Raw genomic sequence first — 12,872 nt, forward strand, 5'->3', positions numbered from 1 at the left:
TATTTGTACGCCGCCTGTATTCCATCTGTACACCCGCTTCGCGGCCTAATCAGCAGAACAGCTTAAATCCCCCCGCAAGGGCGAATATGACGATCACCATAACCGCTGAAAACGACAGGGCAAACAGTCTTGCAAACAGAGATTGCTGCACCTTTTCCGATGCATCCGTCTCCTGGGTATAAGAGGCCAGAAGCAGGCTTCCGCCCGTGGACAGAGGGCTGATCCCGGCCACGGTTGCCCCTCCCACAATCGACATGACCATCTCCAGCACACTGGTGCTGCCTCCCACATTGGATACAATATCCGGCACCGTGGGGATCAGAGTGGGAAGCACCACACCATTGGCAGAGCTGAACCAGGACATGATACCGGCCGTCAGACCAATGAGAGGAGCGGCCGTCACCTGGTTCATCATGGAGGCCAGCAGATTGGAAAGCAGCTCAATACCGCCCATCTCCTTTGTCACGCTCATCAGCACATTTACACCGCAGATCAGGATCAGCACGCTCCACGGAACCAGCCGGACGGCCGCCTTTTCATTCACCGCCCCGATCAGGATCAGCGCCAGCGCCAGGGCAAATGACACCAGCCCCACATCATACTGAAAGCCTACAACCGCAATGACCAGCACAAGAATGGCTGCAATGCCCATTTTCTGCTGACGGTTAAAGGCAGGAAGATCCGAGGCAGATACGGCATGATCTGATTTTAGCTTATACCCCTTATAGGCCACATAAAGCAGTACTGCGCAGAGGAGGTTTGCAGCGGTAACGCCTGCAAACACCGGCGCCGCCATGCCGGAAAAACCGAATTCGGCCGTCAGGTCCGTCACAATGATACCGGATAATGCGATGGGCGAGGCAGTCCCTCCCACCGCCCCCAGGATGGCCATACATGCCATGAGCACAGGTGACGTATCCATCTGGACTGCCAACGAAACCGCGAATATGATCATTACCGACTGCACCGAGATCGCCCCGGGCCCGGCCGCCGACAGGCCGTAGGAAACAGCGTAGATGATTACCGGGATCAGATAAACATGCGTTCCCACCAGGGTCACCATCTTCTTTGACAAAAGCTCCAGCGTATGGTTCTCCTGCAGCAGGCAGAAGAAAAACATGGTGCCTAAAAGCGTGATAAACAGCTTACTGGGAAACCCGTTAAATATCACTTTGGTATCCACGCCGCCGATCATCCCAAGAACAAATGCCAGGCCCAGCGACACGATGCCCACATTAATCTTTCTCACAAAACCCAATACAATGGCTGCGGCCAGAAACAGCAGCGCAATTGCCTGAAATACCATATATATACTCCTTCCAAAGCCGCCCGGACCAAAGCCCGGGCCAGTTGTGTACTGCAATGACTGCTTTGACCCATGATGTAACATGTACTGCAGCGTGTGCCATTTGCATGGTCAGAACCGGATTACACCGATCAATGTAGAGACAACCAGAAGAAGGATACTGGCCGGCCACAGGATACGCAGGGAATATTTGATATGCTTGCCAATGGTGCTGTCCGCCAGGCCAAGGCCCACATAGACCGCAGCCACACTGGGGCTGATGGGAGTGCCGAGGGTTGCAGTCAGCAAAAAGGTGGCTGCCACCACTTCCGGCGAGATCCCGAACTGTTCCACCACGCCCAGTATAATGGGCATCAGTGCATAATAAAATGCATCGGTTCCCAGGATCATAATAAGGGGAACCGCAAACAAGGCCATAAACCAGTGCATATGGGGTGCCACTCCGGCCGGAAGAATGCCCACGATCGCGGCAGCCATAGCCTCCACCATGCCGGAATCCTTGATCACGCCCATAAAAATACCCACGGAAAACAGTGTCATGATCATGATCATGGCGGACGCGGCATAGCTCTTAAGCTGCTTTGTCTGTTCCGCCGTGTTGGGGTAATTCACAGTCAGCGCAATACAGAATGCGATCATAAAAATAAGGTGCAGAGGCAGGCCGATATCCACAAATAACAGCGCCAGCATCAGGACCGTAAGCCCAAGGTTAAACCAATAGAGTTTCTTTCTTTTGGCAGTGCCCTCGCCTGCCCCTTTCTCGTCAGCCGCCGTATCATCCTTATCAGCTCCGGCTCCATTATGTATCTCGATCCGGGCGATCACAAATGCGATCCCAAATGCGATCACCGCCAGCGCTGCAACAGAGGGCATGATAAACTGGTACAAATCTGAAACCTCGATCCCGATCACGGAAGCCGCACGCATGGTGGGACCGCCCCATGGAACGATATTCATAACACCGTACATGCCGCACATGGTTCCAAGCAAAGCTTCCGGCCGGACCTTCAGCCGCTTGCAGATCGGCAGGAATGCGGGAACCACGATCAAAAACGTGGTTGCGCCCGAGCCGTCCAGATGTGCCACAAAGGTAGTGATAACCACTGCAAACAGCACGGTGGTAACATTGTTCCCCACCCGTTTGATAAGGAAATGGATGATCGGATCAAATAGCCCCTCATTAGACATCAGCGTAAAATAAGAAATGGAAAAAATAAACAGAACAGCCGTACTGAGCATTGTATTGAGACCGGTCTTCACAAACCCGCTGATGGCTTCGATCCCAAATCCGCCGGCTACTGCCGCGATCAGCGGCAGCAGTATAAATGCAACCGGAGGCGACAGCTTATCCTTGATCAAAACAAACATCAGCACAAACATCAAGATAAATCCAATTACTGCTAAATTCATGTGTAAATCCCCCGTTTATATTAGTGTACACCATTATTCCATAGTCTGCCACGCTTTAATCCAGGTGCAGCGGGCGTATCTTTCTCACCACATCCAGAATGGTGCCGTCCCTGGCCTCCACAACAGCCACTACCTGGTCTTCCCACTCCAGACGGTCCGGTGTTCCCACCAGGCCGTATGCCTTATCCCGCAGCGTCTCTATGGTCACATGGGCGATCCCGGCGGCATCCAGGCAGTCGATCAGGTCGCGGCGCAGCGGGTTCACGGCAATGCCGTAATCCGTCACCAGCACATCCACACAGTCTCCCGGCGTGGTAACCGTCACCACCTCATCGCAGACCGTGGCCATACGCCCCCTGGTAAGAGGTGTGACAATGATACAGCATTTGCTTCCGGCCGCCGTGTCCGGATGGCCTCCCGGCGCGCCCCGCAGCACCCCGTCCGAGCCGGTGATCACGTTCACATTAAAATCCGTATCGATCTCCAGGGCGGACAGCACCACGAAATCCAGTTTATTTACATAAGCGCCTTTATTGGCCGGATTGGCGTACTCACTCAAGTCCGTCTCATGGTGGTTGGGATTCTTAAAAATGTGGTCGATCGCCCCCTGATCAAAGTCCTGGGTATCCAGAATGTGCTCCATCAGCCCCTTATCCTGAAGACGGCAGACCGCACTGCTGGTCCCGCCCAGTGCAAAGCTCATCCGGATATTCTTTTCCAGCATATGCTCCTCCAGGAACCGGTTCACCGCCAGGGACGGTCCTCCCACACCTGTCTGGAAGGAAAATCCATCCTTAAAATACGGTGTTGCGGCAATGACATCCGCCACATGCTCGGCCATCATAAGTTCCCTGGGGTTATCCGTCATACGCGCCTCTTTTGTGGAAATCTTACCGGCATCACCGATATCATCCACCAGACACACACAGTCCACATCAATGGCGGATATGGAAGATGGCAGATTGGGAAATGGCGCCAGTGTATCCGTTATGATAACCGTGTGGTCTGCAAAATGGGAATCATGGATGGCAAATCCCATGGAACCGCAGTTGTTCTTTCCGCCCACGCCCTTGGCATTGCCGCAGCAGTCGGAGGTAGACGCAGCCAGAAACGCGATATCAATATGCACCTCTCCGGCCTCCACCGCTCTCGGCCTGCCGCCGTGGCTTCGGATGACCGCAGGTGTCTTCAGTCTGCCCCCGGATATCACCTCGCCGATCCGCCCCCGGACCCCGGACGTCTGAACTCCGATTACCCTGCCGTCTTCTATATAATCTGCGATCACATCCTGGGCATTGCCCAGCGATGTGGCCGCAACCGTAATATCCTTTAATCCCATTTCCTCCACCAGGACCTTTGCCACCATGCCGGCCACATAATCCCCGTCCCTGAATTCAGTATGAAAGGAAAATGTCATCCCGTCATGGGCGCCGCACCGTTCACATGCTTCTCGGATGCTGCCGCACACCTTGCTCTCCAAAGGCTTTACAAACCTCCGTGTGTTGGGGGAATCCTTTTTCACATATTTGCCATCCATATAGTATTTGCCCTGATATACTTCTTTTCCATTTACAAGAAGTTCGTCAGGAATGTCTCTTTTTACCGCATTGATCATTGACCGCCACATCCTTTCCCTTTATAAATCACCCTTATACACGCCGCAGGCCTTTGCCAGCGCAATCACTCTCCTCGCATCCTCAAAAAACGGAATATCCACCATCTTGCCGTCAACCGTATACACGCCCACACCGGAATCCGCCTGTTCATTAAAAGACCGCACCAGCTTCTCCGCGTAAGCAATCTCTTTGGCAGTGGGGGCAAATGTCTCATGTACAAACCGGATCTGCTTGGGATTCACGATGCTCTTGCCGTCAAATCCCATTTTCCGGTTCTGGATCACTTCCTCCTTAAACCCGTCCATATCGTCAATGTTGGGGTACATGGTGTCAAAGCACTGAACGCCTGCCGCCCTGGCCGCCAGCAGCATCTGTCCCCTGGCTGCCAGCATTTCAATGCCGCCGCGTTCAATCTGCACATGCATGCTCTTTCTGAAGTCACCTCCGGAAATGGCGCACCCGAACATCCGGTCCGAGGCGGTCACGATCTCATAGGCGTTCATTATGCCCTTTGGGCTTTCAAGCGCAGCCATCAGAAGGGTTCTGCCCTCCTCCACGCCGAATTCACGTTCCGCTGCCAGCGTGTGCTCCTCCACGGTCCTCACGTCCTGGGCGCTCTCACATTTTGCAATGCGGATTCCGTCCGCGCCCCCTGCCACCACGCAGCGGATGTCCTCCTGCCAGTGGGGCGTATCCAGTCCATTGATCCGGACGATCACCTCCGTATCGCCGTAATCAATGTGTTTCAGGGCCTGAAACAGGGAGAATCTGGCTGCATCCTTCTGGTTCTCGGCCACCGCATCCTCCAGATCCAGAATGATACTGTCTGTTCCATAGATATACGCATCTTTAATCAATCCCGGTTTCTGTGCGTTCATGAACATCATGGTCCTGCGCAGCCGGTTTTTCTGTGGTCTTGGACGTGGAATCATTTTGCCATACCTCCCCATGGAATATTTTTTTCTGCTGCGCCGCAGCTTCTGTATACCGCGCACTGCACCCTGGCTTTGAGGGTGCACTCCAGAGCGCCCTTGTCCACCACCTTTACAACTCCTTTGCTGACCCCCAGTGTGTCAAGGGTCTCCAGGACCGCCGCCTTGATCTGGCGCCCGTACTGGTTCATCACACTGCTCTCAATGGTCAGCTCGATCCCCTGCTCTCCCGGCTCCACCGTAACCTGCGCATCGCTGGACTCCAGGGTGCCCGCGATCGCTGTTTTCAGAATTTCCATAAGCTCTTCTCCTTTTCCTGACTGATTGCTCTTGCATGCCTTTATTAAACACCGGTTCCAGGCAAAAGTAAAAGTCAATTTTTTCGTAATATACCATTCCAATTTTGAATCGTATTTTTATTTACATTATTACTTTTTATATTATAATGGTCTTATAAATACATTATTTTTTAACTCATTCCCAGATGGTTCTCAATTCATTCAATTCTTATATGGAATATATATTTCTTTTTATCCATTCCTTATAAGAATTGAATAAAATACTTTTATCATGGAGGCGGTTATGGACGAACGCGATTTTGAACTATTGGATATTTTGGAAAAAACAAAGAACATCACACATGCGGCTGACCTTTTGTATGTGACACAGTCATCCCTGTCAAAGCGCATCACCGCCATTGAGAATGAACTGGGTGTAACCCTTCTGATCCGCTCCAGGCAGGGGATCCATTTTACCCCGGAAGGTGAGGAGGTGCTTAAATATACCACCCAGGCAGCCAGACAGCTCACCTTGATGCGGGAGGCGCTGAATATCAGCCGTTCCTATGTATGCGGCACCTTAAATGCAGGAATATCCATCAACTATGCCCTCTACCAGCTGCCGGATGTGCTGGCCCGATACCGAAAACAGTATCCCCATGTAAATACCCACGTCATCACGGACCAGAGCCGGAATATTTACATGCAGATCGCCCAGGGTCTGATCGATGTTGCGATCATCCGGGGCGAGTATCCCTGGAAGGAACATAAGGTCCTGCTGGACCGCGAAAATATATGCGCGATCTGCAGTGCCAAAGACAAGGGCAAACATCTTGGAGAAATTCCATATATTGGGAGAAAAACAGATATGGTATTTGAACGGGAGACAGCCCAGTGGATGCGCGAACATAATATACAGCCTCAGCAGCACGGCATCTTTGTGGACAATATTACCACCTGTGTGGAGATGGTTACCCGCGGGCTGGGCTGGGCCATTGTTCCGGAGATATGCCTGAACGGCTTTTCCGGCGATATCCGCCCTCTTACCTTTGCCAATGGGGAGCCCTTTGTCCGATCCACCTATATCATGTATACAGATACCGCGCTTTCTTTGCCCCAGGCCGAGGCATTTATCAATATTGTGCGAAACCAGGAAAACAAAGGAGTTTGACATGTCCGACTATACCATTTCCCGGATTTTTAAAAGCGACCTTCATGGCAGCCGGCAGATGGATCTGCTGCTGTTACAGGAAGGAATCCGCAGGGATCCCAATCTGGATTACTCCTGCGGACTGTTTGATGACAAAATGCAGCTGGTTGCCACGGGAAGCTGTTTCGGCAATACCCTTCGGTGTTTGGCGGTCAGCCGCCTGCATCAGGGCGAAGGGCTGATGAACCGCATTGTGACCCATCTCATGGAGGTACAGTATTTCCGCGGCAACACCCATTTATTTCTATATACAAAATGCTCCGCCGCCAGATTCTTCCACGATCTGGGATTTTATGAAATTGCCCGGATTGACGGGCAGGTAGTGTTTATGGAGAATAAGAGGAATGGATTTGACAAATATCTGAAAGGTCTTAGCGGTGATCTGGCACAGCATGGTGCAGATTGCCGTGGTGCAGATTGCCGTGGTACAGGTTGCCGTGGTGCAGACTTCCGTGATGCAGCCCCCGGATCCAAACCGGTCTCAGCCATTGTCATGAACGCCAATCCATTTACCCTGGGCCACCTGTATCTGATCGAAAAAGCGGCTGCACAAAGTGATCTGCTGCACATTTTTATTGTAAGCGAGGACGTCAGCCTTGTGCCCTTCCAGGTGAGAAAACGGCTGGTCATAGAAGGGACCGCTGGGATTCACAATCTGGTCTACCATGACAGCGGGCCTTATATTATCAGCAACGCAACATTTCCCAGCTACTTTCAAAAGGATGAGGATGCCGTGATCGAAAGCCATGCGCGGCTGGACCTGGCTATCTTTGCCCGGATCGCCGGGACGCTGGGGATCACCTGCCGGTATGTGGGGGAGGAACCATTCAGCCGGGTGACCGGTATCTACAACCGAATCATGGAATCCCAGCTTCCAAAGGCCGGTATCCATTGCCGCGTGATTCCCCGAAAGCAGGCGAACGGCACGGCAATCAGCGCCTCCTCTGTGCGCAATGCCATCAGGGAGAACCGCATGGACCTGCTTGCCGGTCTGGTTCCCGACAGCACTTATAGGTATTTTTGCAGTGGGGAAGCAGGGCCTGTGATCCGGGCCATTACAAGTCAGGATGATGTGATCCATTATTAGAAGGAGAGACTACCGATATGAATATTGATTGTTCCAAGATTGCGGTCGGCAGGGAAGCGGCGCTTTTAGACATGCTGGATGCCAGAGAACGCAGGCAGGATATGCAGAGAGCTCTGATCGGACAATACCATCTTCCGGTCATTTCATTTACCCTTAATATAGTGGGGCCGGTAAAAGTATTTCCCCTGGCTGTGGAAACATTTTATGAGGGAGTGGACCTGATCGGGGCGCAGCTTAACGCCTGGAAGATTCCGGTCCTCTGTACCCGTTCCATCACGGCCCACACCGGCTGCGAATACTTTTGGGTCGTGGACGGAGATCTCTGTTTTATCAAGGAAACCCTCTGCCTTCTGGAGGACAGCTTAAGCTTCGGACGGCTGTTTGACATTGACGTGATCAACACGGACGGGCGGAAGATCTCCCGGACCGAGCTGGGATTTCCGGTCCGCAAATGCCTGCTCTGCAGCCGGGACGCATTTGTGTGCGGCAGGGCCAGAACCCATACGGTGAAGGAACTGCTTAATAAGGAATGCCAGCTCATGAAAGAGTATTTCACCTGCAGGTACGCAAAAAAACTTTCCTCTCTTTCCATGCTGGCCCTCTTATATGAAGTCAGCGTCACGCCTAAGCCCGGCCTTGTGGACCGCAGCAATACGGGCGCCCACAGAGATATGGATATTTTCACCTTTGAGGCCAGTGCCGTTTCCCTGAACCATTTTTTTGAAAAGTTTGCCCTGTGCGGTATGGAAAACAGCCATGAATCATTTTCCCGCATCTTCTCCCGTCTCCGCTCCCTGGGCATACAGGCTGAGGATGCCATGATGAAGGCAACGCACAATATCAACACCCATAAGGGTCTTATCTTCTCCCTGGCCATTATGAACTGTTCCCTGGGTTATATGTACGCCAATCAGATCCCCTATTCCCAGGACAACCTGCTGTCGGTAAACCGCAGGCTGGTGGAGGATGTGCTGGAGGATTTTAAGGATATCACAGCGGAAAATGCCGGGACAAACGGTGAGCGCCTGTATGCCCTCTATGGAATGAAGGGCGCGAGGGGGGAGGCGCTGTCCGGGTATCATACGGTTTTAAAGGTGGCCCTTCCTGTGCTTAAGGACTATCTGGAAAAAGGGTTTTCCATCAATGACGCCGGTGCCATGACACTGTTACATATCATAGCAAGCTCGGAGGATACGAATATTGTGAACCGTTCTTCTTATGGGGAGATGAAAGAGATACAGGGGAACCTTGGGAAAATGCTTCAGGAGGAAGAAATCATGCAGGGACAGGATGCAAAAGCTGGACTAGATGCAAAAGCCGGACTGGCGTATATAGAAGATCTGGACCGGGACTTTATACAACGCAATATCAGTCCGGGAGGAAGTGCGGATCTTCTGGCGCTGACGTATTTTATTTATCTGTTTGAAAAAGAATTTGGGTGAGGGAGGACTGGTCAGTACAGGGTAACCGTCATCGGACAGCACTTACCTGACACAGTTCCTCCCTCTTTGTCATCCCAAATCTTTCCGCATATATTTTCCCAGCATTTCCTTTAAAACCTTTATCTCCACCGGCTTGGCAAGAAAGTCATCCATCCCGGCTTCCAGACAGCGTTTCCGGTCCTCCTCAAAGGCGTCCGCGGTGAGAGCGATAATAGGGATACGGGCTGCATCCGGCCGTTCCAGGGCACGGATGGCCCTGGTTGCCTGATATCCGTCCATAACCGGCATGCGGCAGTCCATTAAGATGGCGCTGTAATACCCCGGCTTCCGGCTTTGGAATGCCTCAACGCCCTCCTTTCCATTGACAGCCAGTTCCGTGGTCAGGCCCAGGAACTCCAGGATTCCCATCATGATCTCCTGATTAATGGCATTATCCTCACACAGCAGTATGCAGGCAGACTGTCCGGTGGGATCACCGGCCGCATCCGCTGCCAGTTCCTTCTCACATGGTCCCTTGGCGGCCGGGACATCCATCTCGATCACGAATATACTTCCCTTGCCGATGCTGCTCTCCACATGTATGGTGCCGTTCATCAGGTCTACCAGCCGTTTAACAATAGCAAGCCCCAGTCCGGTGCCGGACATTCCCATGGCCTTTCTGCTCTCCTGGGTAAATGATTTGAACATCTGCTTTTGGAACTCCGGGGACATGCCCATCCCATTATCCTCCACCCGCATGGTCAGGTGGATTATTCCGCTGTCCTTGGGCACTCCTTTTATGGTGAGTGTGACTGTTCCTTTTTCATCCGTATATTTGACCGCATTGGACAGCAGGTTAAACAGGATCTGGTTAAAACGCTGCTGGTCCGCCAGGACTGTGATCTTCTCATCCACATCGATCCTGAAATCGATCTGTTTTTCCCCTGACAGGGGCAGGATCACGCTTTCCAGATACCTGCGCAGTTCCTTCATGGAGTATGCCTTGGGGTGCAGCTCGATCATGCCGCTTTCAATCTTGGACATGTCCAGGATATCGTTGATCAAGGTCAGCAAAAAGCCGGATGAGATTGAAATCTTTTTCAGATAGCTTCTCATGGCCTCCTCTCCCACCCCGTCCTGAAGGGCCAGCTGGGTCATTCCGATAATACCGTTCATGGGTGTGCGGATATCATGGGACATATTGGCCAGGAACTCTGACTTGGCTTTGCTGGCCTCGTCCGCTTCCCTCACCGCCTGCTCCAGCCTGCGCTCTTTTAACACTTCATCCGTTCTGTCACTGACACAGAAAATCCACTTTTTCTGCCAGTCTGCTCCCTCCGGAACATAGCCGCTCAGGCGCAGGAGCTGCTGCTTGCCGCTCCCGGGATTGCTGTATGGAAAATCTACGTAGAAATTTTTCTTGTCTTTCATGATCCTTTGGATCCGTTCCAGTTCCTCATCATCAAACGGAAGCTTGATGGATCTGGTATCATGATCCAAAATCTCCCTGCTTTCAAACCCCAGGATACGCCCGATATTTTCAGAGACATAATCCACCTCGTCAGTTTCATGGTCAAACACCAGGAAAACGCTGTCCACATTTTCAGCAAGGAGCCGGAAAAGCGTATTGCGGTATTCCCTTTCATGAAGCTTTGTTTTGGTAATCCGGTTATTATAGATAATGAGCAGAACAGCTACTAGAAGGACCACCACCACAAACGCGCCCACAAGATAGGCCATGCCGGAGGATTCTTCTTTTATCACATCATAGGGTATCATGGTGATCAGATATTCCGCTGCAGCGTCATTGACCGGGACAAAATAGAGATAGACCTTTTTCCCTTTCAGGCTGACAACCGCACTTCCCGTCTTTCCTCCCGACAGGGCGTTCCTTATCTCTCCGGCCGTTTTTGTGTCACCGTTTTCATTCAAGGCACTATACAGATCACCATGTACGTTCTCCGGCATGATTCTGTCCGAGTAGATAACAAACTCACCGGTTCGGGCATCGATCACGCAGGAAAATCCCTGCCCGTCATAAAACTCCATAACACTGGGCACATAATACCTGGACAGATTGACCATTCCATAGAGTACGCCTGCCTTTTTATCTTCATGGTATAGATCCGTGCGGTACGCAATCTGCCGTTTGCCGTTTGCCTCCCAAAAAGGCCTGCTGACATTACTGCCCTGGGGAAAGTCCAGTTTTGCGGCAAAGTCAGACGCTTCTTCCGGCTGTCGTTGGCCGGAGGACACACATTTTCCATCATCATATGACGCGATCATCTCACTGAAACCGGAATCCGGGGCTGCCTGCAGTATATCTGCCGCCTCGTCCCTGTCATAAAGCTTTCCCAACACCTCCGCCATGTTGGCAAGGACTGCCTGGTCCGCATCGGTGGCATTGGAGATACACTGGACCCCGGCCAAAGAAGTGGTGCGGATCGCCAAAACAGCCGCATCCCACTGTGTATTTGACAGATACATGGTAAAACCGATCACTGCGGCAATGATAAGGATAACCGATGCGATGATAACACCCATATGCTTCCAGTTTACGTGCTGCTGCTTTGGAAGCTTGTCCGTAACTCCGGCATGTCTGCCAACCCATTGGCGCAGCTGTCTCATCTGTCTGGCATCCTTTTGGATGATCTCTTCCTTTTCCATCAGCTTGGATGCATATTCATCCAGTTTAAGGCGGTCATCCTTCAGCTGGTTATTAGCCATTACCAGATTCGTGGCATCCAGGCACAGACAGACGATCTGGTCAATGCCGCGGCTGTCACGGCTGCGCACGCCCTTGATATCTCCCCAGAAATAGCTGTTATCGCTTTTTCTGATACGCAAAAGCGCCTTAAACTCATCCCCCTGATCCATTGTGTCCAGGACGGCCGCCCGCAAAAGCCCCCGATCTTCCGGGTGGACCGCATTGCTCAGTCTGCCGGCTATGGCTTCCAGGTACTCCTTCTCATTCCTGTATCCCAGATAGATGAGCATATTCTGGTTGATAATAGCCAGAGGAAAGTCCTTCCCCAACTCCATGGCAAAGATTCCACCGGGCAGCATTGTATTCACAAAATCGCGCAGGACATCGGATTCATGCTGCTTTGCAAACTCAAAGGGAAAATACTCTCCCTGTTCCTGGTGTCCTTCCGGAATAGAGGTATGCATCTCGCAGATCTTTGACCGGCCGTTCTCCATCTTTGTCATACAGGTAACGCGGCTGAACATGATCAGGCCGTCCGCGCCGATCTTCATCTTCACGGATGCAATACCAAAACCTTCTTCCCATGTGCGCTCCCGTTCATCGCTGAACGTGATCTCATAGGGGGGCGGGGATATACGGATCTCCTTTTCAATATATGCCCTGGCCTCATCCAGATTCTGCACATCCTCCTCATCGGAGGTGCCAAACCAGTGGATATCCAGGCTTAAGCATTCAACCGCCTTGTCTGCATTGCGTTCCACATAGTCACTTTCACAGAAACATTTTAACAGTTCCAGCGGCGACCAAGAGTCCCTCTCCATCCGTGAATCTCCCCCTATTCCCGCAGCAGATATGCGTCTTTTGTATCTTTATTTTATCTTCCGTTTTCATCCATTCTATCATAG

The 12,872-nt window shown here is 51.9% G+C and carries 9 protein-coding genes; 3 read left to right on the forward strand and 6 right to left on the reverse strand.

All coding sequences use genetic code 11. The features are described from left to right. Window positions 1–49: 49 nt before the first annotated feature. The 5 genes from HMPREF9469_RS03715 to citD all read right to left on the reverse strand — a co-directional run bounded on the left by HMPREF9469_RS03715 (window position 50) and on the right by citD (window position 5,563). The gene (locus tag HMPREF9469_RS03715; RefSeq protein ID WP_007859289.1) at window positions 50–1,306 is read right to left on the reverse strand and encodes an SLC13 family permease; all 1,257 of its coding nucleotides are present in this window, start codon (window positions 1,304–1,306) and stop codon (window positions 50–52) included. Between the two features lie 111 nt (window positions 1,307–1,417). Continuing rightward, a complete protein-coding gene (locus HMPREF9469_RS03720; protein WP_007859293.1) occupies window positions 1,418–2,716 on the reverse strand; it encodes a CitMHS family transporter in 1,299 nt (432 codons plus the stop codon). A gap of 55 nt (window positions 2,717–2,771) precedes the next feature. Beyond that, entirely contained in the window at window positions 2,772–4,331 is a 1,560-nt protein-coding gene (gene citF / locus HMPREF9469_RS03725; RefSeq protein WP_007859294.1) for a citrate lyase subunit alpha, read from the reverse strand. Window positions 4,332–4,352: 21 nt separating this feature from the next. Then, window positions 4,353–5,264 (reverse strand): aldolase/citrate lyase family protein, encoded by a 912-nt coding sequence (locus HMPREF9469_RS03730; protein WP_007859296.1) that lies wholly within the window; start codon window positions 5,262–5,264, stop codon window positions 4,353–4,355. After that, complete coding sequence (citD, locus tag HMPREF9469_RS03735; RefSeq protein ID WP_007859297.1) at window positions 5,261–5,563, reverse strand: citrate lyase acyl carrier protein; 303 nt, start codon at window positions 5,561–5,563, stop codon at window positions 5,261–5,263. Before citD ends, HMPREF9469_RS03730 begins: the two co-directional genes overlap by 4 nt. Window positions 5,564–5,846: 283 nt before the next feature. Between citD and HMPREF9469_RS03740 the strand changes: the two genes are divergently transcribed. Genes HMPREF9469_RS03740 through citG form a run of 3 tightly spaced genes read left to right on the forward strand, consistent with a single transcriptional unit; the run spans window position 5,847 to window position 9,281 of the window. Next, entirely contained in the window at window positions 5,847–6,713 is an 867-nt protein-coding gene (locus HMPREF9469_RS03740; protein ID WP_007859299.1) for a LysR family transcriptional regulator, read from the forward strand. 1 nt (window position 6,714) lies between these two features. Next, entirely contained in the window at window positions 6,715–7,839 is a 1,125-nt protein-coding gene (locus HMPREF9469_RS03745) for a [citrate (pro-3S)-lyase] ligase (RefSeq protein ID WP_007859301.1), read from the forward strand. Between the two features lie 17 nt (window positions 7,840–7,856). Then, window positions 7,857–9,281 (forward strand): triphosphoribosyl-dephospho-CoA synthase CitG, encoded by a 1,425-nt coding sequence (gene citG / locus HMPREF9469_RS03750; RefSeq protein WP_007859303.1) that lies wholly within the window; start codon window positions 7,857–7,859, stop codon window positions 9,279–9,281. Window positions 9,282–9,350: 69 nt separating this feature from the next. Here citG and HMPREF9469_RS30515 read toward each other — a convergent pair whose 3' ends face one another. Beyond that, window positions 9,351–12,788 (reverse strand): ATP-binding protein, encoded by a 3,438-nt coding sequence (locus HMPREF9469_RS30515; RefSeq protein ID WP_007859304.1) that lies wholly within the window; start codon window positions 12,786–12,788, stop codon window positions 9,351–9,353. Between the last annotated feature and the right edge of the window lie 84 nt (window positions 12,789–12,872).

This window comes from [Clostridium] citroniae WAL-17108, assembly GCF_000233455.1.
GTDB lineage: Bacteria > Bacillota > Clostridia > Lachnospirales > Lachnospiraceae > Enterocloster > Enterocloster citroniae.